The organism is Lysinibacillus sphaericus, assembly GCF_015844675.1.
In the GTDB taxonomy this organism is placed as follows: domain Bacteria; phylum Bacillota; class Bacilli; order Bacillales_A; family Planococcaceae; genus Lysinibacillus; species Lysinibacillus sphaericus_E.
In genome coordinates, this window is sequence record NZ_LDGC01000059.1 from 1 (window position 1) to 24,426 (window position 24,426).

General features: G+C 33.6%; 15 protein-coding genes and 2 pseudogenes. 3 read left to right on the plus strand and 14 right to left on the minus strand.

The features are described from left to right. Nucleotides 1–36 precede the first annotated feature (36 nt). From ABE34_RS14520 to ABE34_RS14530, 3 genes are all read right to left on the minus strand, one after another. Nucleotides 37–1,394, minus strand: a protein-coding gene (locus ABE34_RS14520; RefSeq protein ID WP_197143236.1) for an IS3 family transposase whose coding sequence is annotated in 2 segments (ribosomal slippage) — nucleotides 37–923 and nucleotides 923–1,394 — 1,359 coding nt in all. Because the reading frame shifts where the segments join, the coding sequence is not laid out codon by codon here. 125 nt (nucleotides 1,395–1,519) lie between these two features. Further along, a complete protein-coding gene (locus ABE34_RS25860; protein WP_197229869.1) occupies nucleotides 1,520–1,735 on the minus strand; it encodes a MazG-like family protein in 216 nt (71 codons plus the stop codon). Between the two features lie 1,245 nt (nucleotides 1,736–2,980). Beyond that, nucleotides 2,981–3,961 (minus strand): hypothetical protein, encoded by a 981-nt coding sequence (locus ABE34_RS14530; RefSeq protein WP_197143238.1) that lies wholly within the window; start codon nucleotides 3,959–3,961, stop codon nucleotides 2,981–2,983. 262 nt (nucleotides 3,962–4,223) lie between these two features. Here ABE34_RS14530 and ABE34_RS14535 point away from each other — a divergent pair, with 262 nt between their 5' ends. Continuing rightward, a complete protein-coding gene (locus ABE34_RS14535) occupies nucleotides 4,224–4,871 on the plus strand; it encodes a hypothetical protein (protein ID WP_197229868.1) in 648 nt (215 codons plus the stop codon). Nucleotides 4,872–5,085: 214 nt separating this feature from the next. On the opposite strand, the gene ABE34_RS14540 is transcribed toward ABE34_RS14535, so the two are convergent. The 9 genes and pseudogenes from ABE34_RS14540 to ABE34_RS14580 all read right to left on the minus strand — a co-directional run bounded on the left by ABE34_RS14540 (nucleotide 5,086) and on the right by ABE34_RS14580 (nucleotide 19,685). Next, nucleotides 5,086–8,184, minus strand: coding sequence for a DEAD/DEAH box helicase (locus ABE34_RS14540; RefSeq protein WP_197143240.1), 3,099 nt, complete (start codon nucleotides 8,182–8,184; stop codon nucleotides 5,086–5,088). A 637-nt stretch (nucleotides 8,185–8,821) separates the two neighbouring features. After that, entirely contained in the window at nucleotides 8,822–9,091 is a 270-nt protein-coding gene (locus tag ABE34_RS14545; RefSeq protein ID WP_197143241.1) for a hypothetical protein, read from the minus strand. Nucleotides 9,092–9,194: 103 nt separating this feature from the next. Continuing rightward, complete coding sequence (locus tag ABE34_RS14550; RefSeq protein ID WP_197143242.1) at nucleotides 9,195–10,592, minus strand: reverse transcriptase domain-containing protein; 1,398 nt, start codon at nucleotides 10,590–10,592, stop codon at nucleotides 9,195–9,197. Nucleotides 10,593–11,038: 446 nt separating this feature from the next. Further along, the gene (locus ABE34_RS25665; protein ID WP_346655568.1) at nucleotides 11,039–12,850 is read right to left on the minus strand and encodes a DEAD/DEAH box helicase family protein; all 1,812 of its coding nucleotides are present in this window, start codon (nucleotides 12,848–12,850) and stop codon (nucleotides 11,039–11,041) included. 4 nt (nucleotides 12,851–12,854) lie between these two features. Next, nucleotides 12,855–13,548: pseudogene (ribD, locus tag ABE34_RS14560) on the minus strand (bifunctional diaminohydroxyphosphoribosylaminopyrimidine deaminase/5-amino-6-(5-phosphoribosylamino)uracil reductase RibD); the annotation flags it as partial. A 50-nt stretch (nucleotides 13,549–13,598) separates the two neighbouring features. Next, complete coding sequence (locus ABE34_RS14565) at nucleotides 13,599–15,434, minus strand: WD40 repeat domain-containing protein (protein ID WP_197143244.1); 1,836 nt, start codon at nucleotides 15,432–15,434, stop codon at nucleotides 13,599–13,601. Nucleotides 15,435–15,486: 52 nt separating this feature from the next. After that, nucleotides 15,487–16,479, minus strand: coding sequence for a formylglycine-generating enzyme family protein (locus tag ABE34_RS14570; RefSeq protein ID WP_197143245.1), 993 nt, complete (start codon nucleotides 16,477–16,479; stop codon nucleotides 15,487–15,489). A gap of 61 nt (nucleotides 16,480–16,540) precedes the next feature. Further along, complete coding sequence (locus ABE34_RS14575; RefSeq protein WP_197143246.1) at nucleotides 16,541–17,755, minus strand: MFS transporter; 1,215 nt, start codon at nucleotides 17,753–17,755, stop codon at nucleotides 16,541–16,543. 94 nt (nucleotides 17,756–17,849) lie between these two features. Beyond that, a complete protein-coding gene (locus ABE34_RS14580) occupies nucleotides 17,850–19,685 on the minus strand; it encodes a WD40 repeat domain-containing protein (RefSeq protein ID WP_197143247.1) in 1,836 nt (611 codons plus the stop codon). A gap of 338 nt (nucleotides 19,686–20,023) precedes the next feature. Here ABE34_RS14580 and ABE34_RS14585 point away from each other — a divergent pair, with 338 nt between their 5' ends. Continuing rightward, the gene (locus ABE34_RS14585) at nucleotides 20,024–20,530 is read left to right on the plus strand and encodes an NADPH-dependent FMN reductase (RefSeq protein ID WP_197143248.1); all 507 of its coding nucleotides are present in this window, start codon (nucleotides 20,024–20,026) and stop codon (nucleotides 20,528–20,530) included. Between the two features lie 42 nt (nucleotides 20,531–20,572). Continuing rightward, a complete protein-coding gene (locus ABE34_RS14590) occupies nucleotides 20,573–21,298 on the plus strand; it encodes a GTP cyclohydrolase II (protein WP_430982168.1) in 726 nt (241 codons plus the stop codon). Nucleotides 21,299–22,086: 788 nt separating this feature from the next. Here the strand turns inward: ABE34_RS14590 and ABE34_RS14595 are convergent. Together ABE34_RS14595 and ABE34_RS14600 are read right to left on the minus strand one after the other, a co-directional pair. Next, nucleotides 22,087–22,665, minus strand: coding sequence for a hypothetical protein (locus ABE34_RS14595; RefSeq protein WP_197143249.1), 579 nt, complete (start codon nucleotides 22,663–22,665; stop codon nucleotides 22,087–22,089). Between the two features lie 382 nt (nucleotides 22,666–23,047). Then, a pseudogene (locus ABE34_RS14600) lies at nucleotides 23,048–24,323 on the minus strand (IS110 family transposase). Between the last annotated feature and the right edge of the window lie 103 nt (nucleotides 24,324–24,426).

Here is a 24,426-nt window from a genome sequence, read left to right on the forward strand (position 1 = left end):
TGAAGTGACCCCTAAAAGTTAGACACGGTTATTTCATTAGGCTGCTTGGGTAAAACGAGTTCGGTATTGCACCGGACTCGTTTTTAATTTTGCCTTGATCCGTTTCGTATTATAGTAATTTATATATTTTTCTAATTCTATTTTAAAATGCTCTATACTTTCAAATTCCCTCATGTAAAGGAATTCGGATTTCATAATTCCAAAGAAATTCTCCATGACAGAGTTGTCGTAACAGTTTCCTTTACGAGACATACTTTGAACAATCCCTCTTGATTCTAAGGCGCGACGATATTTATTCATTTGATAATGCCAGCCTTGATCGGAATGCATGAGTAACTGGTGGTGCTCAGGTAAACGTTCGAGTGCTTTGTCCAACATGTCTGAAACAAGTGAATAGGTTGGTCTAGAGCCAATTGTATACGTGATAATTTCCCCGTTAAATAAATCTAAAACTGGCGATAAATAAAGTTTCTCACCGAACAATTTAAATTCCGTAATGTCTGTCACCCATTTTTCATTTGGGGCATCTGCTTTAAAATTGCGGTTTAAAATATTTGGCGCAATTTTGCCAACGTTTCCTTTATAGGATTTATACTTTTTCATACGTACTAAACATTTTAAACCTAACTCTTTCATGATACGTTGCACTTTTTTATGATTCACTTTTTGCCCACGATTCGCTAGCTCGTCACGAATACGGCGATAGCCATAACGCCCTTCATGTTCTTCATAAATCGCCTTTATTTCTGCTTTTAAATCGGCATCTGGATCTGGTCGATTCATACGTTTTACTAAATCATAGTACGTACTTCGTGGAATGCCAGCGAGTTTTACAAGTGCTTTCACCGAATATTTATGCCTTAACTCATAGACTACATGTGCTTTGTCCTGTTTGGTGATTTTTCCTTGTTTTGAACTAAGGCATTCAACTTTTTTAAATACTCATTTTCCATTTCTAGTTGTTTAATACGTGCTTCAAGTGCTTCAGTAGAGCCTGTAACTGGCGCTTGTTTCGATTGTTTATTGAATTCTTTTTTCATGGATGGACGCCCCTTTTTCTTTGATTGAAGGGCATCTAATCCTTGAGTTTCATATTGCTTTCTCCAAACACTAATTGTTGAAGGGGCAGGTATCTTAAAAATTGCTGCCGTTTCGTTTAAGGACGTACCATTTTCAATCATAAAATTTAGTACATCCATTTTAAACTCTAGTGTGTAATTTGTATATGGCTGAATAAAAGCTTCAACACCATTGTATTCATATTGCTTAACCCATTTAAGGATTGCTTTATTATCAGTCTCCATAGATTTAGCTATATCATAGGAACTTTCCTTTCCATTTAAGTAACGCTCCACAGCTTGTAATTTATCTTTGGCAGTATATTTTTTGACCATACAAAAACTGCACCTCCAATTGTTAGATGTGTCTAACAATTGGGGCGCAGTTCACTCGTATTTAAACAAAAACTAAGGTTTTTTAAACTGCTATTTAGATGAATATTATATATTTGTATTAATATTTATATCTCATTGTATTTAGTATTTTTTCCAGCAAACTTTTCAATAGGAAATTTCCTATTATTTTTTCGAAGTTTATTATCTATTATATTTACTAAGTCCATATCCGTCTCATTCGCAAACAATATCGCATAAATCAAAACATTCGCTAGCTCATCTAAAGGCAGTGCGTAATCTTTTACAACAGAAGCTTCGTTGGCTGTTGGAAAGATTATCACTTTAGTAGCCAACGGCAATTGTGAAGTCAGAAAAAGGTCTCTATTAAATCTATTTACCTAAGTGGTATCATCATCCATAACTTATACTAAACGAAATGTGGTGAATGATTTGACTTATGCTTAGTCCTAAGTAAGAAAACCAAAACGAACGATTAATTCGATTACTTGAGCAACAATTAGCTCAGTCAAATCGACAAATTGAAGCGTTATTTGAACAAGTTCGCCAATTAACAAAGGCGTTATACGGTTCTAAATCGGAAAAATCAAAGTATCAAGCACTGGATTGGCAGGGTTCCTTAATCGAAGACGATCCTTTTTTTAACGATTCTGAGCACAATGCTTACACATCCTACTAGACATAAAAAATCCTCCTAAGTGTGATATTAGAAGGTCTACGAACAGTTTAAATATGTCATTTTTCCATAGGGATAAGAAAAGGGATATTGCCCAAGAGTTCAACTCCCGTTCAATACCCCTAATCTCGAAAATTGTTGATATGACTACGTTTGTATCCAATTTATGTATGGAGACGGCGGGTGTTCTTACCTATCAAATCGAAAAACCTTGTAATATCTACGTTTATAGGGCTTTTCTGAACATCGAAAATTACTCTTACAAAGGAATTAATAAGGTTTGCTAAAAATGCTTACGGAGACAATATTTATTTGACAGCATCACCACTTGTAGAGGAAGTAAAATTTTATAATAAGAAATATCCACATGCTCTGTTTCGTAAAATAACACTCATTGGAACAATGGCTTAATGGAGCTTAATTAATTAACTTAATTTTTAGTAACCAGCAGTTATGTCAATTGAATAGTCGCCATCAGAGTTAGTTTTGTTTGTCCTACGAAATTATCTAAATCCAGCACTTTCTTTTAAAGCACCTGCGATTATGATTTGTTAATTAAGCGTGTATTAAATGTCTTAATTTTCGTGTTCCTTGCAGGTACCTTCAAAGTACGATTTCCCTCTGTTTTAGCGCTTTCAACAAGTTGTTTCCAAATTTGGAGTCAGAAACCTATTTAGTGTAGATGCTTCATCTTCTAAATTCAAGAAGATATTATTCATATCTTCGTCTATATGTATGAATATAGGCTCATATATTATAAAGTACTGCATTTTTTATTACATATCTATGATTCTAGTATTTTTAGAGGTTTCAAAAGTAAGGATATTATTACTAATTATAACTACAATACAACTTTTTTTAGTTGCCTTCTGATAAAGAGTTTATATATAAGTTACTTGTTCAACTCATTTATAAATTTTGAACCTAATAGTGTGACGACTGAGTGATCAGTTGCGTCACCTTCGATAATTACTCCGAAAGAGCTTTTTACATCAACTGGGATATCGACTTCAATTACATTGTAATCTTTTGAGAGTGTGTAGGTTTTTAATATTTCACCATCTCCAACAAAACTAATAGTAAATGGTGTTTGGTTTGTGTATTCATAATCATCCATCGTAGGTGAATAAGATAAGGTCGTTTGGTATCGATCCACCTTTTCTATAGAATTAAAAGATACTCCATGAATTACAAAATTAGTATAGAATTTAGAATGAACACCCATCTGTTCTTCATTTTCACCAAAAGCTACCCAAAATACCTCTTTATATTGTTTTTCAGAATTTGCATCTGGAAAGGCATTTCCTTCGTTTACTTCTTCATCCTTAAAAATATGAGTGTTATATCTCAAGTTATTTTCATTCTCAAGTATCTCTAACTTGAAATCAGTTTGTATAAAAGAATTAGTATGTATATGTTCAGTATCATCTGCTGCAAAAGCAACTAAGGCAAATAATAAAGAAAAAATGATCCTTATAGCAAGGATAAGTATATTAGTAATAAAGTAAAAATTTATTAGTTTGCTTTTATTTCTTACACTTTTAAGTAAAAATGTGTAAATTAGAATTAACCCACTAAAAATAAGCGTTTTAATGAAATGATTTTCTGAAAGAATATTAAAAAAGATATCAAAAGTAGAAGGTAAAACTACTATTTTCATAATGATAAATTCATATGCTGGTCTAAGTGTTTTTCCGATAGTTTCATACAAATTAATCATAAAGTATGCTACAGCATCTACAATTGTAACTAATATTCCAAAAGCGACTGTCACAATAGCAAAAACACCTAATATACAGCCAATCCCTCTAAAATCCTCGCCATCGTATATTGCTCCACTATTCCCTTTACTTGTAAAAAATATTTTTGCCATATAATTCCTCCCATAAAAATATAATATAACATTTTTTATAAATAGTAACAATGTTATAGATTTCTTTAAATGAAATTACATGTCTTACCACTTTTTTAAGTGCATTGGTGTTGCTAATACATTTAACTATCGAGGTAATACTTGGAAAAAACTTAAAAATTGATATAATTCACTTATAATAATTGTGTTTTGATAAGGTAAACGGGACTTTGACCTCACCCTAACTACGCACCAAATGCATGAGAAAAAAGGAGGATTTTTATTGAACACCCCCAAATTTAGCTGTCGAGGAAAAGCTCGTCGTGAAGAAATAGTTAAACAATATAATCTAAAAATAATTGCTCATACAAAATTGCTAAATGGCCAATCTAAAAAGAGTAGTGCTGGAGGCGAGTGTACTGATGAATATTACACATTTCAATATGAAAATAAAAATCAGGCAAAGAAATATGATAATGGAACATTCCTTTGTGGCTATGCGGCAGCTGAACACTTTATGGCCCTTACAAACTTGGAGGATATACCATTATTTAACCCACTTTTAGGAATAAGTTCATCTAACACTACCGAATCATCTTCTGGTGGTATTGCACCACCGCGTGACGATATGAAATGGAACCCAATCGCAGAACAATTTCATAATGCTATCAATCTCATCATCGTCTGCTGGAATACTCCTATCTACGGAAAACTAGCTCGTTACAAGGCAGATGTAATGAAATACTATTATAATTACCCCGCCGATTGGAAAATCGAATCTCTGAATGATGTGATAGGAAAGGACAAAAAGAATCGTACACTTACAAAAATGGTTGAAGATCTAAGGATAGATAACCCTACATTAAAACATTTTAGTTTTGACCTTCTAGAAGCGAAATTAAGTGCTATGGACATTAAGTCGAATTTCTAATTGAACCAATACTTCTTGTACAAAAAACACCCCACTTCAAAACTGGAGCGGGGTGCTTTAATATGTTTGATAAAATGGTTCTAATTTGGTCGAAAAATGACCGTAGATTTGGTTACTGAGGCATTAGATCACGCTATACAAAAAACACCATATTCGCTAGACAGTTGATTGACCTATGTACCAGAGTGATATAGCTCCACTACAGCACGAATTATTACAACTTCCCACTATTATATTTCCCAATAATCCTAATAGTCTCATCAGCTACCCGACTGCCAAGTGTCGCATAGAGTTGTTTTTCTCCAACAATATAAAATTCTTCCTTAGCACGGGTGGCAGCAACGTTCATGATGTTGGGATCTGAAACTGCCCACGAAGCTGCTCCTTTGCTTTTTGTGTCTGCACCAAGTACTAAATACACAATTTTAGCTTCTTTTCCTTGGAATGTATGAACTGTGCCAACGTTTGTGACGCGCCCCTCTTCTCGTTGAGTAAATTGTATTTGATCTAATATCTTTATTAATTGGTTTGCTACATTGCGAAAAGGTGTAATTACGTATATCTCATTGGCTAATTCAGGCTTCTCAACTAGTTGGAATTTAATTAAATCTCTTAGCATTTCGCCTTGTTCTTTTACGTATTTATCACGCGCATTTCCTTTTACATCAATCCAAACAGCTTTTCCAATAGCCTCAGATTTTTTCTTTCCTTGTACCATCAGCCCGTTGTATGAAATTGAGTTTGAAATCGAAAACATTGGCTCATTGCATCTTCTATGAACCCATAGCGGAATTCCTACCCACTCATCTTCATTTTTGAAATAACCGAATTGACTGGCAGCGTCGGTTAACGTTTGGGTTGATGCATCAGATGAAACATATCTCTCATCGACAAGATAATGTTGTCCAATTAAATTTAAAACGTTTGAGTCTAATGTTAAGACTGGTTTAATTTGTGATGGATCGCCGACAACTACTATTTTTCTGCTTCTAAAAATTGCGCCAACGCTTGCTTGTGGAAGTGCTTGTCCAGCCTCATCGATAAATAAATAGCCCAGACTATTTTCATCTAGTGCATTAAACATGCGGCTAAAGCTTGCAAAGGTTGTGCTAATGATTGGGACTGCGAAATTAATCCATTGCCAGGCTTCTCTCACAATAATTTGTCCGGTTACTCTACCAGCATATTCACCTTGTTTTTTCCAAATAATCGCTGCCGCATTTAAGTTTTTTACGTTGTCGTATAAAAACTGTTTACGTACTTTTAAAGCTAATATAAAAAGCTTAGTTTGTATGTCACGAAATTTTTCAGTAAACCATGGATTCGATTTTTGTAAATCTTCATAAGCTAAATCAAATTGTATACCTCTTATATTATGCCCCTTTAGCTCCATTTCTAAATCACGAATTTGTTCTCTAATTTTATTTAATTTATCCATTTCATTATTTAACCAATTATTGAATTCAGCAACTTTCATTTGTTTCTCATTTGTTAGTTTTAGTAATAAATTTTTTGTAGTATTCATACTCTGTTCATTTTTTCCCTTGAGCTTTAAAAGGTTGCTTCGTTTCAAAATCAATTGTTGTAACTCTTCATTTGCTTCATTTAATTGTTTAAAATAACGATTAATTTTAGCTCTAAAAAATAATCTCTGTAACCAAATAAAGCTCGGTTTTTGAGATTGGATCACCTCGAAATTTCTTTCAGCCTGCGCTCGAGTGAAATCTAAATCTTCTACTTGGTGATAATATGAATGATGATTATTACTTAGATTGTTTAATTCCTCTTCAAGCGCATCGATTTTTCCTGAAACCTCATATACAAACAAATCTAAATCTTGCTTTTTTGCTTGCTCTTTAATTTTTAGGTCTTGTTCTTTCTGAGCTAATTCAGGCTTTAGGTTGCGAAGCTTGTAAATTTTTTCACTCAGCTGTTGAATCTTTTGTCTTTCATAGCTTGCTTTTTGGTACATAACTTTAAACTCTTCATAAATTTTTGGTTCGGGAGTATAATTTTCCTTTAAATCTTTTATGATAGATTCTATTGTTAGCATTAATTGTTCCATATTCGAAGCTTTGCCACCCTCTAAAGAGAACGCCCCCCAGTTTTCATGACCTTTAAAGGTAGATTTAATTTCAAACTTATTACCACTAAACTTTTTCTCTAAATGGCAGTTTGAAATGTGAGTGAAATAATTTACATTTTGTATGGCCTCAATAAATTCTTTATCGATTTCTTTGATTTTCGGTAGCTCATTTACAATATTTTGAACGGCACCGTTATTGGAGCTAGCTACAATAATATTTTTTTCGGAAATCGTTTTTGGTAAACTACCAAATTTGGCAGTTTTATAATATATAATAGTTGGCTTGACACTTTTCTTTGAACTTGAAACTATTTCAATGGCTTGTTGAACAATTAAATCCGCGAATATGTCTTTTAATAGTGTTGTTTTGCCAGTACCGGGTGGACCATTTACACTTATAATTTTATTTTTATCATTCAACGCTAAATTAACTGCAGCTTGTTGCATAAAGGAGAGAGCAAATGAAGTATTACTTGGAAATCTACCTAATGGATAATATTTTGGTTGCAGAACAGTTTCCTCAAAAATTGTGGGATTAAAAAAGGCTGAATGTTTATTACTATCTAGATTATATTTCGTTCCGCTAAACCCTTTTATATAGTGATTTAAATTGTCGTTATTCAGTAGCTTCGCTCGGTTTAAATCTGCTATAAAAAAAGAATGTAAGTTTACATCACCATTTTCGATATCCGTTAAATATTTGAAGCGAAAATTATCCGGTGTCACATTATATCGAATAAATAATTCATTAAACATTGCATTAAAATTTTCTTCAAATCTGCGACTCAAAATTTCCTTAAATTCATTTTCAACTTTTCGTAAATCTTCGGGCAAATCCCCTTTATTACGAATGTAACCACTGATTGTTAAAAATAAATAATCCTCTAAAAATTCCATTTCATGATTGAAATAAAGAGCAATCGTAAACTTTTCAGATTTTGCGATGTCTTCATCTGTTTTTTTTATTTTATATTTTTCCCTTAAAATATCTACAACTTCCTCAAAATCAAAAATCCCAAAATACATTACAACACCCGATTTAATAAATCTCTTCTCAGAAAGGTGACTTTTTCTTTTCTGTCTTTCAATATATTCTATAAAAAATCTTTTCCAATCTGGTGCAGGTCCATATAGCAAATCATACGTTTTATCTTTTTTACTAATAGAACCTTCTGATAGCTGTTCTATAGTTATCCATGCATCCAATATATTACGATTATTATTCATCCTTAAACTCACCTATAAGAAAATTTTATTATCTCTCTTTATTGATTCGACTCTATTATGAATTTCCCTCTTGTTTTGTTTTCTAGCATTTCCTCTTAATACCTAATTCATAAATTTGATTGTGTAATATCAAAATTTATTTTTTGCTAACACATTAAAATTCCACTTCAATTTTTGAAACGATTTCGTTCAATTTAAATTTTGATGGTTGTTCCCAAAAGCGAGAGGGTAATTCTTTGTAGTTTGGAATATCACTATCTAAATCTGTCACTAAATAAAGCTTAAAACTATTTGGGTGTTATTTGGCGAATTTTAATTCTCCAGGTGTCAAAATAAATGAATTGTTTGTGCTCGTTTATTTGTCTTACGAAATTGTTCCTTATTAATGACGTAATTAATTTCATAATAACTTTCTAAAGAATCTATAAAAGCCTGTGTTATCAATTCAAATAAAGTAGTTTTTGCTGTACCATGAAATTCTTCAAATTTTTAAAACTATCTATATATACTTTCTATAAACATAAAATACTCCTTATTTTGTTTATTAAATGACTTATTTTCTCACTTATTTCTGCTATCATTTATATTCCTCTATTAGTAAATAAAATATTTTTATTTAGCCTTTTCAATCCGCTACTTAATGTCTTTTCTTTATTTGATTAATTGTGAATACATGACCAGTACTCTCTTTTAAATCTTTAATTGTATATAACCATCCGCCAGCATTATTAGCTGGCGGATGCGGTTCATTTGGAAGTTCACAAAGCAAACTTAAAAGATAAAATTTATACTTTTGTGCCTTATCGAAATCAAAATCCCTATACCGATCAACAATATAGTTAATAACACTATCTTTAATTATGTCAGGGATATCTAGTTTTTTAATTTCACTGTTCCATTGCTTCATTTCTATAGATAAATTCCCCGCCTTTTCGTCAAGAAAAAGCTTTCTTTATTACAGAAAAACAGTACCGCTCTTAGCCGCATGTTTTGGCAAATAGCCAATTTTCTTACAATCTTCTATGGATCCTCCCCCAGTGCCTCTTCACCTGTTTCTTAATCAAGCTCTTCACTGGCAACTGACACATTTTCTTATGCGCCTTATACGCATAGGTGACAAAATTCCCTCGCTTTTTATATTCAAATCCCAGATGTGTATATAAATCATACAATGACCTTTTTGGTCCTGGTCGTTCTGTAGCATATTCAATACGTTTTACTGTTTTAGCCTTGCGATATGCTCTTGTGTAATAATTAAAAAGGCTTTTTTCCCTTAATTGAATCATCTGACCATCAGTTACAAATCCTAAGTAATCTAATTTAGATGGTTGTAACTGCTCATCTAGTATACTGTCACCATTCCATAACCGTATTTCTGTTTTTTTCTGTTGCACATCTAAACCATCACTTTTATATTTATCAATGATTCCAAATAATTCCTTTCGAATTGTTACGAATTCAGTCGTACTTGGTTTTTCAAGAGGAATAATTACAATTAAGTCATCACAATACCTTCTATACATGGCATTAGCAGACTTTTGCTTGCACCAATCGCTTATTTCTTTATCAAAATCAATTAAATGTACATTAGAGCAAACTGCACTCATGCTTGATCCTTGTGGAATGCCATAAGAATCCGGATTAGGGTTTGGTTCTAAATACTTCTTTTTAAATTCCCTAAATTCACTTGAAGTCATGATTCGATTAATTTGATGTGTCTTGATTTTTTTATTTAATGTTCTTCCATATTTCTCTTCTAAAAACTTATCAATGTCTTCCCTTTTTACATAAGTAAATTGTGTAAGGTTCTTATACACTTGATACCAATCTCGTTTTAAGGTTTCTACACCTAAAACCTTTCTTATATTCCGCTTCAATGTTTGATGTGAAATATTATCGAAATACTTAGTAAAATCACTCGAGATGACAACTGCATTTTCAAACTTAAATAGATGATTGAATACTTCAAATGCAAAATCAATATTATTTTTGCCTAGTTTATTATTTCTATAGGCTACGACATTATCATCAATTTCATTTTCAGATGCGTAGATATTATAAGCATTGTTTAATAAGTCGCCGTAATATTTATAAATGTAGCCATCCTTATGAGCAGAATAAAAAATTTTACGTTTTTTAGGTTCCCCTCGTTCTTTTCTTTTAGTTACTTGCCCCTGCTCATCGATCTCTTTAATCGTTACAAATCTTTTAAAATTCATTTCAAAATGTATAAATGGTAAAAAAGCATATGAAGCTACCCAATCCTTATTCAAGAGGTTAGCTTTCATATGCCCTATGTGTATTCGTTCATCAAAATGTAAATAACCTTTAAATCTATACTTCTCCCAATTAATATTAGAAGAGCTAGAGAGGTTATGTAATTGTTGTGGCCCATTACTCCATTTCATAACAGAAAACCTCCTAGCCTAATTTGGTGTCATCCATCCGTAGATGAATGCTCTGCTGACCACGCGCTCCCGCATATAACGGAATTCTTACTCTTAAAACATTACACTATACTCACCCTATGGAGGTAATTACAATGTTGCTAAGTTTGTCTAGCAATCTAGAAGTCCAGCTAGTGCTGTTCTTGATAGAAGTTACTAGTTTGCTTGTTGAGGTTCTAAATATTTATAACCTTGACAAGCGTGAAACTTAACACTTCTGCAACTATTTTCACAGAACAATTATATTATCCTATTTTATTAAATAGAAAGCAAATTTTACATTTTCAACAATAAAACCCCAATTTTTCAATCACTATTTTTTTAGCAATTCCATAATCACTCGTATTAAATTCACCAATACGTTTTTTTAGTTGCTGATAAATCGCTTGATGAATATTCCTCGTTAACTAGCCAATATTATCAACCTCATTATCCAACTGGAAATCGTAGCGAACTGGTAATTCTGTCCCTTTTTTATCTAATTTACTTTGTACAAAGAAATCTTCAATTTTTATATTTAGCCATGTAATGTACTCTTTTCTTAGACCTTGTGCCTTTAAATAGTCTTCACCTTCTGAATAATTTACTTGAATATTTTCATTAGCTTGTGCTTCATTCTTTTCAATTAGCATTTGTGCTTCTTCCTCTGAAATTGTTCCTTCTTCTTGTAATCTATGGATTCGTTCTATTTGAGCCTTTAAATTATTTACCACTTCATCATTCGTAGCTTTTTTGGCCGCTAAATATCGATCAAACCCGTCAGTTGAAAATGAATCTTCATTTCCAATTCCTTTAGAAGAGTATTTTGTAACACTTCCTAATTGTTGTGGAACTACTACTAGAATATCTTCATCAATGTCTATTTTAGACTTCCTAGAAGATGACCTTGCCTCTACAAACCCCATCTCTTCTAGCATATTAATTTGGACACTCATGCTTTCTCTTTGGGATTTAATCACTTCTGAAAAGGATTTTTGCTGTTTGTAATACTCCCACAGCTTTTCAAGCCCCAGTTCCTTGTGATAAATGACATTACAAAAGTTATCTAATTCAGAATTAGCATTATAAATTTTTCTTAAGCCCCGCCCTATTGCTTGAGCATATGGCGTCAATGATTTAAATGGTCTAAAAATAGAAATAATGGAAATATCCGAATTATTATAACCCTCTCCTAGCATTTGAATACTAACCATCACGTCATATTTACCTTGTGCAAAATCTGTTAAACGAATATCGTTCTCTCTTTCATTATTAGAGTTTGTACTTACATAAGTCGCAGTTAAACCTGCGTCTTTAAACCATTGGCAAATTGATTGGGCATGTTCGTCATTACAAGTAATAGCTAACACGCGATGGTTAGGGTAGCTTTTTCTTTTATCTATTAATACTTGCTTTGTTTGTTGAATGATTTGTTTAGAACAAACTTCTGACAATGCTACGGATTTGTTTATCCAGTCATTATTTAATTTCTGCTTCGCTTCTTCTAACGTCAATTTTTGACCAGTTTCATTATGGACAAATTCTAATTCTCCTGGGATTTCAACCTCTTTTATTACATCTTTTAATAATCCATCTTTAATAGCTTCACCTAATGTATATTCATAAATTGGATCCAATGGATTGTTTGTAATCTCTTGTTTATCTGCTCTAAACGGCGTAGCAGTTAACTTAATTATTTTTGATGCTTTAAAATATGCCAATGCCTCTTGCCACATAGGCGCTGCAACATGATGAGCTTCATCAATGATAATCATATCGAAAAAGTTCTCATCAACTAAGTTCATTAAGTTAACTTCATCACTACTGCTGTTTATTCGATGGATATTAGTAATAACAATATCTGCTTCTTTTAGCTTTCGAATAGCAATACTTCTTTCCTGTTCACTACCCTTTTTAAAACCTTGATATAGTAAAGCTTTCGGAAGTCGATCTGACTTTAAAACAACGTTATATTTATACAAAAATGAATTTTGAGGATTAAACACTGTATCAAATTCATCAAAAACCGTTCTTCTAACAACTTTTCCTGGAGTAATTAATAGTACTTTTCCTTTACAATTAGCAAAAGGTAGAATAGACATTAAACCAGTTTTACCAGATCCAGTAGGCATAACAACTAACACTTCTCTTTTTTCAAATTCTGGAAATTGTTCGTAATAATTTTGAACGGCCTGATATGCATCAATTTGAGCTTGATATAGTTTGCTATTTTCTATAATGTTTCACTCTTGCATCTTTAGGAATCCTAAGGCGAGTATCTAATATGATTCTAATCGGGCTTTTCCCACCATTTCTCAACCTTGTTGTTAGGCTCGGATCATCTCTTAATATTGTATTAATTCCTACCAATATTGCGTCATGTTCATGGCGAAGCTTGTGAACATCTTCTCTTGCTGACTCTCCACTAATCCATTTACTTTCTCCTGTTGTTGTTGCTATTTTTCCGTCTAAGCTAGTTGCAGGTTTTAAAGTAACGTATGGATACTTTTTTGAAATGTTGTGAATATAAAACTTATTTTGTTCTTTAGCTTCTTGTTCCAAAAGTTCAACTTCAACCTCAATACCTGCACCTCTAATTTTTTCAATCCCTTTTCCTGCAACTTTAGAATTGGGATCCATTGTAGCGACAAAAACTTTTGTAATTCCTGAGTTTATCACGATTTCTGAACATGGAGAGGTCTTCCCAAAATGATCGCATGGTTCTAATGTGACATAAAGTGTTCCGCCTTTTGAATTAGATCCAGCCATTTGAATTGCATGAACTTCTGCATGTGGTGTTCCAGCCTTAAGATGGGCACCAATTCCTACAATTTGATTGTCTTTCACAACGATAGCACCAACTACTGGATTAGGAGGTCTGTCCAGTTGTCCCTTCAGCTAGTTTTAACGCAATTGCCATATATTCTTCATCATACATATATTTCACCCCCGATTAGCCAAGATCAGCTAAGAATTTAATATTTATAATTAGTAAATTAATAATTCTTCGATTCGTTGCTTCATTGCATTGCTTTTCTTTTCAATACTTAGATTAATAGGGTTTATTACATTGACACTACCGTCATAGGAAACAGCAATAACGAAATCATCTAAATTAGAAATACTGCTAATACCGTTGCTTGCAATTTTATTTCTTGCTATTATACCTTCCGATAGTTCCACACTAATTACATTCCCCCAATAGTCTCCTACAATTACCGTTGTATCATTGTAAAAACAAACAGATTTCAAGGACTTTTTACCAAGAGTATAAGAGTGCAGTAAATCCCCTGTTTCAAAATCATAGAACTTGATTGAAAAATCCCTTGATACACTTGCTATAAGTTTTCCAGAAGGTGAAATATCTACATCATTTATAATAGCTGTATGGCCTAAATATTTTCGCAACTCGTTTCCATAGAAATCCCATGAAAGTAATTCCCCTTCTGCTGAGCAACTAACTCCCATTGATTTATTTGGATGGAGGCGTAGAGCTTTTACTGCACCACCATGAATACCCATTTTCTCTATTATTTCACCTGTGTGGCTAACACGAACGATGGTCCCACTATAACACCCTACGAAAGATTCACGTTCATAATTAGGATGGTCAGAGATTCTAATGGTGTTTACAGGACCTTCCCCAAGGAATACATCAATACTTTTATTTAATTGTCCATCTTCATTTTTAAATATATGTATTCTTTGGTTATGTGCTCCGCCCACAACTAATTCATATTGTTGATTCATTGCTAAACCATTCATAAGAAATCTTCCTGAGGAAGGTTCATAAACACTAAAATCATTTAAATCGTTTAATTTAGTTAGCCTAACATATCCATCATCACTAACAAGTGTGATTTCGCCTTTTGCATTTGTAGCTACATCATTAAAACATGGATTTCCCTTATGTTCCTCCTGGATCCCAACTTCATTGATGAGTTCACCTGTTTTCGCATCCCAATATAAAACTGTACCGTCAAAAGTTCCAGCAAACACTTTTCTTCCATCGGTTGAAAAATCTAAAGATCGCTCCCATTTAACTGGATTTTGCTGCAAACTAATTTTAAGCTCAAGTGATTTAGAATCCCAAATCAGGATTTTTTGATCATATGCTGACGATAGAATATCTCCGTTACTAGGTGAAACTGCTACCTTTTTAATACCAGAATCATGCCCAGGAATCTCTTTTATTAAATCCCCATTTATTATATTAAAAATACGAATATATCCATCATCGCACCCTAAGATAACTCGTTCATTTTTCAAATCAATTGCACAGGTATCCGTTTCTACATCAAAAGGACCCCACATATATACTAGTTTTCCAGTTTGTAATTCCCATACGCGTAGCGTTTTATCATCACCAGAAGAGTACAATTTTCCATCGTAGTATGCCAAAGATAGAATGTCTTTTTCATGCCCTTCGATTACTCGTAAAATCGCTCCTGTTTCCAAATTCCATACTAAGATACGTTGATCACGAGAAGCAGAAGCAGCTGTTTTATCATCTATGAACACAAATGATTCAACATCGTCACTATGTCCTAGTAAAGTTTTTTGTAATGTTAAAGTTTCAAGGTCCCAGATCTTAATTGAATAATCAGCCGAGCAGGAAGCACCTTTTGTGCCCAGGTTATTTACTATTACGGTATTAGCTAAATGATCATGATACCCAATTAATTTAACTTCTTTAGTATCAATATTGAACCAACCTATCGCACCATCATATCCTGAAGTTATTACAGCATTGCTGTTTGGTATGTGGGCAACTCCAGTTACAGGTCCTCTATGTTTTGTAAACAAACCATTTTCATTAGACATATTAATACCATCCTTTTCTATTTAAGTTTTTTTACTATATCGTTACTGTTCTTTACGTGTAATCTTCCGCTAAGCGAAATCCCATTACATATATATCCTTAGGGAAATGTCCATGTCGACGTTTACATCGAGCCAAATCCTTTAATCTTGTAAAACTGCCTCCTCGTGCTATTCGATAGGAGCCAACTTTATTTACTAATTCATCTATAATTTCTTTTCCACCCGGGTAAGGTTTATAATAGTCTGCTACAAACTCCTCTACATTTCCAGCTAAATCAGCTACTCCAAAATGCGAATTTCCCTCGGGAAACATACCAACAGGACTACTAATTAGAAATCCTGTTTCTACAACATTTGAGTAATCTTCTAAGTATTGATTACCCCAAGGGAAATTATTTTGTTGTGGACCGCCAGCTGCATATTCCCACTCAGCCTCTGTTGGTAGTCTAAATCTCCGGCTAGTTTTCTTAGAAAGCCATGTAGCATAGTTATCTGCTGTTTCCGGAGATATTGTATATACAGGATGGTTACTATATTCAAATGGATATCTACCAAATTTCCATGATGAGGGAATTTCTGCTTTAGGGTTTTCTTTTAAGTATGATAAATATTCTTTATTTGTTACCGGATATTTTGCAATCATAAATGAAGAGATTTGTATCTCATATTCCGGACACTCTTTCTGAATCCATTCTGGTACAATACCTGTTTCTTTATATAATTCAACAATTTCTTCTACTTTTGAATAAGCCAGCCCTAATTTCACCTTCCTCCCTGGTACTGAAATCATACATGGTTTAAAGGGATCAATGCGTGGATCGTCTAGTAGAGCTAATTGCATTCCAGCAGCATAGCGGGTTTGTAATTCTATATCGGGATCTTCGATCATACTAATTAGAACTTTGATTGGTTTATATCTTAAAACTTTGATTTGTTTCTGCAAATTCTCTAGGACAGTTGGTATATAATGGTTCGGTAATCCCATAGCTTCACGGTCATTAAGTTCGTTCATCTTATCTTTATATTTGGTTAGTAAATTATTCATACAAAATTCCTCTCCAATGAATTTTTATTTGTAATTGACCAACATATACTGCTAACATGGTTTATCCTTTATTATTCGATCTAGATTTGTAAGTAAATAGTAATAATGAGGATACTAAAGTGAGAAGAGCTAATGTTAAATAGCCATATATCACTTTGTTTTGACTAACGAAAAAAGTAGTAATAATAAATATAGTTAGGGCTTGTAATAAAAGTTTTATTGAATCAAAAGTAACTGTGATTCTCCCCATATATTCATTTTCTATATTGTTGAACATATAGTCTTTTCTGAAAATTCTTGATGAAGAGTTTGAAAACCCCCATAATATACTTGCTATGAGGAAAATCGTAACATTGGGATAAATGTAAATAACAATTGAACCTAAGCTGAATAAAAACAAAAACAAAAACAATGCTTTTACAGTACTTAACTTTTTTGCAACCCAAATTGAGATTATTCCACCTAATATAGCACCTACTGCATACAAGATATTTGCTATACCAAGAACTTCAGGACCTTTATTCAAGAACTGATATATAAATATAGGTTCTAAGTAATTCATAACAATTACCGCGATATTTGGTGAAATACTAACAAAAAGTACTAAGGTTAGAAAGAAAGGCTTTGTTGACAAGTACTTTATTCCGAGAACAAATTCCTTTATCGGTTTTTCCTGGCGTCTCCTATCTAAAATAGCCGTTTCTACATTCACTTTCTCTTGGTAAGGGATAAAACTGATCAAAACTGCTGAAATAATAAATGTAATTATATTGATAATGAGTACGAGATTGAAAGATACTGAGCCTATGATTAATGCGGCTAATGCAGAGCTAATCATTAACGCAGTCTGCCCTTGAACTTCTAAACTACTGTTTACTTTGTTGTATTCACTCTCTTTAAATATTTCTTGAGAAAGTGCAGCTAGAGTCGGGTATTTTATTGAATCATAGAGATTTAAGTAAATAATTAATACACTTAATAATATTATCTTTAAAAGTAGTAAATCCAATGAATAAAAAATCATAAATATAATTAGAACAATTGCACCAATGACTTCTAAATAGAAAAAGATTTTTTTTCTGGAATAACCGTCCACTAAATTTCCAATATACGGAGTTATCAGAACGATAAATAGCATAATGAAGATTGAAAGGTAACCGTATATAACAGCCTGATTTAATTGATCTATTAATAACCAGATTATTAAATAGCCACTGATCCCAATTCCAACTGTAGATACTAAGTTAGCTGCTAAAAGGAATTTTAATTTTTCCATAATCTCTCCTGCCGGCATCTGTAGAGTTTTAATTTAGATTTGTAAAATAAGGTGAGATGAAAGATTTCTATCCCACCCAAAAATTCTATTAAAGTTAAATAAATCTATACTCTCTTATTAAATCTATCCCTTGACCATGAACTCTATACGCTTGAATGAACCCTGTATTTCCTCCTATGATCAAATAGTCTGCGTTATCATGTTGATAATGATGCATTGCTTTTACATAATCCGGGATTTCATTTTCTAATAGTCCCACTAGATTTTCGGTCTCATAGTCATAAATTCCAACTTGGTATCCGTAACTACCGATAAATACGAGATTATTTATTTTCACAGCTTCTTCACGGGTGTTATAAATAATATCACCAATAAAAGATTTAACTACAGTATAATTTTCTGCTTCAATTTCAATAAACCCAAATTCCCCACCGACAATGGTTAGAAGACCATCCTTTAAGTGTAATCTTTTTGGATATCCACCTAACTCAATAACATCTCTTTTCGGTTTCCAATTCTCATCTAATACATGCAACTTCCCGCCTGAAGTACCTACTAAAACATCGTTATTATTATAACCACATACATATACAGAAGAATCGAAATACTGTTTCTTTAATAGCTCTCCTGTATCTAAATCAAGCTCTTGTAAGCATGTATTATCAAGACCGACAATTAACTTTTTTAGTGATTCACTACAAGCAAAGTTTTTGGGTAAAAACTCTAAATGTGTATACCAAAGTATATTTCCCTTCGCATCAGCTCTGAAAACGGTATTATCTCTAGATAGTGCAATGAAATGGTCGTCTTTTAACAATAATAACTTATGAATTAATCCAAAGTTATAACGGTATGAGACTATTTTTGATAGATTTATATCATTATCAGATACATGATCTATTTTAAAGATAGATACGCCTGAACCATCTGGTGCATAAATTATCGATTCATTATCAGGTTTAGGAACAAAATCCCAATAACATACATAAGAATAATCCAACTCTTTTAATATTTTTCCAAATTTATCAACCTTTATCAACTCACCTGATTGTAATAAAGCTAAAATTTCATTATCTCCTAAAGAAATAGCATAAGATATTTGATGGTTGAATGGTCCTAAAACCCTCTTAAGTTTAAGATCTTTCTCCTCGTTGTTATAAACATATATCTTTCCATCAAAACCTCCGGTATAAACTTCCGAATACGATGGATCAAAGAAGATGAACTCTACATCGTCAGTCGTGAACGGATAGTTTACTATTGATAGGTCATTATAGTCTAACGTGACAATACCATTTACATTCCATGCTGAAATACCAATTCCAAAATCTTGAGTTGCAATTAATCTATCATGTCTTTTATCGTATTTCACTACATGAACACTGCCTTCATCTACTTGAATTGATTTCTCGAACTCCATCTTTTCAAGATCACCAATAAATACATACCCTTCTTTATCAGATAAGAAATGTTGGTTATCCAACTCGACGTTAATACAATCAATAAAAGTTGTCTGATTAGTTGGGTGTTCCATGGTGCTTTCTATTGTAAGGGTATTTTTATCGATTTTGAGAAGCTCTCCAAAACCGTTTGTTGTATATAAATAGCCGTTAAGCAGGGCAATACCTCTTGCTGTTCCAGGTGAAGGAGATTCAGTATCTCTTCTATTGCTCAGAGCAGCAGTATCTAGAGTTTTAATTCTGGTTAATGTATCAATATCAAACATATTAATAACGCCAAAAATATTTCTGGTATATATATATTTTTCACAACTTACAATACAATAAATTCTATTTAAATCGAGAGGGGCAATAGAACTAGCTATTACGTTTAGATCCCGATCCAATTTATGTATTCTGCCTTGAGAGTCTGAAGCAATAACAATATCGTGATAAGTATTATATTCAACTCTTATTAGTCTACTTAACATTTAATGGTCCCCCTTTTTTGAGAACCACACCTGCATGGTGTAGCTCTTTTTTCCCGTTTAGATAGTTTTGACAAGATTGAATTTGAGGACCACACCTAAATTGGTATGGTCCTCTTTTTGGGGTTACTTTTTCGAAATAATAATTCTGCGTTCAGGCATTTTGAAGTTTTCGAAGCTCATGATATCACCTCCTTAAATATTTTTTGACAAGTATAAATAATCAATATATACTGACAACTATAGACTAGCATAAATGGAAATATTATGCAATAATATTTATAAATTTAAAATATTGGTAACTTTTGTGAAAAAAACGCATAAAGATAAGGAGTTTTATTATGATACTTATTTTATCCGGTAGTCCTAGGAAGAATTCAATTAACAGCGGCTTAGCTAAATATATTCAAAATGCATATGAACAGTATAATGTTGAATCGTTGATTTTTGATCTATCTTCAACACAGCTTCCCCTATTTACTGACGAAGAAAGTGATTATGATAATGAAAATGTTCAAAAACTATTAAAATATGTTGAAAAAGCCACAAGCATTGTAATTTGTACACCCGAATATCACAATGCCGTGAGTGGTGCTTTGAAAAACTGTCTAGATTTTTTAAATAGGGATCACTTTTTTAATAAGAAAATACTAATGTTTGCAGCTGGATGTCATGGTAAAGGTGGAATTAACGCACTTAATAATCTAAGGCTAATTATGAGAGGTGTGGCAGCTGACGTTAGTCCACAGCAACATGTAATAGATGGAGAATACTTTGATGAGAAACAAAATTTAGTACATGAAGAACATCAATTAATAGTCAAAGAACTTATATATTCATTAGTGTAATTTACTGAAACAAAAGTTTAAAGGAGGCATATTTTGATACACATTGACAATCAAGATTTAAGTATTTTATCTAAAAAAATCGAAACAATAAAAGTGGATGATGGTTATATCTATTTAATTGGGCCAATTATGCTACCACTCGAAGTAGATGGAAAAAAAGAAATGTTTAATTGGTATAGTTGGTTGCATTGCGAACTGTTGTATTCTCATATTGAATTAATTGAGAGTCTTCCAAACAAAAAATTAGCAGATTTACAACAGTCGAGCTTTTTAACATTCGGTGATTTTTCAAATTCTGAAACGGCATTGTTAAGATTGCATTCAATTTGTCATACTGGGGATATATTTGGAAGCAGTCGTTGTGATTGTGGTTTCCAGTTCCAAATGTCATTAAGAATGATAGTAGAGAATAAATCTGGTGCGTTGGTATATTTATCAAAACATGAAGGTAGAGGGATTGGATTATTTAGTAAGGCATTGGCTTACCTTTTACAAGATGAAGGTTTTGATACGGTAGAAGCTAATAATCTTTTGGGTTTCTCGGATGACTTGAGAGACTACTCTGAAGCAATACAGATAATAAAATCATTAAGAAAAAAGTCAATAAGTTTAATAACCAATAATCCCTTAAAATTAGAACCATTTAGAAAGTACGGATTAGATATAAAAGAAAGGATTCCTTTGTGGGGAGGACTCTCTGAATACAACGAAGATTATATACTGACGAAAATTAATAAATCTGGTCATATTCCATTTATCAAACTTTAAAGTTTACATATAATAAGGCTGCGAGAAGGAAAAGCGAAAAGGACAGAAAGGGATTGCTCACCCCCTGATGTTAAGCTTTATTTAATTAGAACACTTATCGCTTTAGTATTTGAGTGGTTTAAGCTGTAAAAGCTGCAAAGAAGCATTGTGCCATCGCAAATATGCGATGGCTTTTCTTTGTGCGCCCAGCATGGGCGCAGTCTATAGGGTGCAAGTCCCGAGCTGTGAAGGCAGAAGTAACAGTTAGTGTAAATGTCAAAATAACAATGTACATTTTTGCTAGTCTAAGCATGTACCTTTCGCTGGTTAACTACTTTTATATACAAGTGCATGAATAATTACAACTTGACATGGAGCCTCTACTCGCACGATTCGATAGCCTAGAACCTAGCTATATCAAGGGCTGGCTAACCGATCAAGGCTATCATGCTCGCCTCTCCCCGTAAAGTTGTAATATACAAAAGAAGTCAAAAATGTACTTGGTTAAACAAGCATTTTTGTACATATTTATTTCAACGTTTATAAGTTAGCTTAACGCAAGGGTGTCCATGGTGACGTGGAATCTGAAGGAAGCGGGCGGCAAACCTCCGGTCTGAGGAACACGAACTTCATATAAGGCTAGGTCAATTGGGTGAGTTTGCAAAACAAAACAAAGCCCTTTCTGCCGAAGGTTGCATCGAGTAAATGAAGCAGATAGGTGGAGGGAAAGACTGCGTTCTTACCTGGGGAGGTCTGACGGACACGCTAAGTACACTTGGTAACCTGTCCAGTGACGGACAGCTGAACCGTCAGAAGTCAGCAGAGGCCATAGTACCATTCGATTTCGAGAACGAATGGGAAGGGCTGAACAATTGAGAGAGAACAACGGCTTGGCAATCAGTCATCTGCGATGAACACAGAGAACCGAAAAGGCATACTTGAAGGAGAATCGCTTCTTTATTATTTTGTGTGTCAGCCATCCCACTTTTAGAATCAATATTAAACAAAATAATATCGCTTGAAACGTTGGCAGCAAGCTTCATATCCGCAAGTACCATTTCATCCTTAATTTTACGATCTTCTACAAAGTATTCGAGAGCCGTTTTACCATCAACAACACGATTTTCTAATAGATATGAAAGTATTTTTAAAAAGTGGGATTTACCGCTTCCGAAGAAACCAGAAATCCAAACCCCCATCTTATCCGTATTGCCAACAATTCCTTTTTTATAACTTGCAAAAAAGTCTGCGAAATGTTTTTGTAGTTCCTTTGTCACAACATACTCTTCAAGTTCTTGTTTGACGTTCTCATCATCACCTTGGCCGACCTTGATAACCCCTTTAATGTCTCGATCGACTGGCTTTGTAAACATATTTTTAATAAACATTATTTACTCCTCCCTCTATAAATGTTGATATATCAACGGTTTGACCCGTTTTTAAAGTGGTGAAAAATATTTTTTCACCAATATTACATATAATGTTTTCTAGTTTTTCAATACATTGTCATTTGGTGAGTACGCTTTGCTAAAGCTAATTCATCAAAATTAACTTTAAATTCCATTATATGATGCACTAATGGATCTCTGCGATGCTTATGATGACGTACCCTCCCATGTCTCTTGGCGTCCTTGCGCATTACATTCCTTCGTTCGGTCTATTCATAAGGCAGAGGCTGGCGATGCTCCTTTAGGGACTCAAAGTCGGATGGAATAAATAATGCCGGCTTCTCCGTGTCATCCTTTTGTTGTAGGTCGAGCTTTGATGTTGCTAGGCTGCCTCTACGAGACAATAAATATCTTTTATCATGTGATTCACATCAAAATACACTCTCTTCTTGCACAAAGTGTGTAAAATCTTCAGTAACTTTCCACACAGTACGACAATCGATTGCTTCTTTCGAAGGGGATTGATAGTGAGTGTAGTAATATTCATGTAATTTCTTAAAAGCTTCGTTGTGACGAAGTAACGGCATCATGACTCGAAATAACAGAGCCCGTAACTTTCTTCTTCCTCGCTTGGATATCCGTTTTTGTCCTTTGCGTTGCCCAGAAGAGTTTTCACGCAATGTGAGTCCCGCTAGTTTGATTAATTGGCGTGGATGTTCATAGTGTGTGAGTGAACCGACTTCTGAAAGTAGCTCGACAATCGTTACGTCGCTTATGCCTGGGACGGAATTTAAGTACTCATAGTCCGTCATTTCTTTCGCTATTTCGGTTAGCTGTTCTGTTAATGTTACTAGTTGGCTTTGCATCAATTTGTACTGTGTGAGAAGTGTGGCGATTTCTATTCGTGCCATCACGAGTCCCTCTGTCAGTCCAATGGAATGCTGTGCTACCTCAACTAATTGTTTCGCTTTTGGTAGCTGAGGCGATTTCATACCTTCGACTTGGCGATATAAAAATAATAGTTCCTCGGGTGCCTTCCCTTGAATATCGCTTGGTAGTGGCGTCATTTCAAGCGCCGCATAAGCCATTTTTCCGAAGTCTTTGAACACCATCGTAAATTCCGGAAAGAAACGATCAATCCAACGAATGATACGATTTTGTAAGGCATTTAGATCTTCTTGGATTTTGGACCGTAACGTTGCACCGTTTCGTAATTCAGCTTCTACGTTTTCTAGAAGGCGCGGATAGCTGAAACGCCCATCACGCAATAAGCGTGCAATGACAAGGGCATCCTTTTGATCATTTTTCGTTTGAAGATTGTCATCCAATTCTTTTGAACGATTGACATGATGAGGATTAACCATGACAAATGGAATCCCGTGTGCACTAAGATAAGCAGCGAGATTCATCCAATAATGACCAGTCGGCTCGAAACCGACTAACACTTCGCTTTTTTCATGTGCAGCACGTAAAACAAGTAATCTTTCATAAAAAGCATCGAAACCTTCCCTTGATTGAGAGAAAGGGAACGATTTTTGGAGCACGCGTCCTCTCTCATCAACCGCGCATGCGTAATGTGTACGCTTGGCAATGTCGATACCAATGACGAGCGTTTTTTCAGTAACTTGATTAATCTTTTGGTTCGTAATAGAATTCATAAATGGGGTTCTCCTGTGTGATAATGGGTCAATTTAGGCGTTGACACTCATGCATCATACAAGAGGACTTTTTCTTTTTCAAGCCCCTGAAAATCCTTCTAAC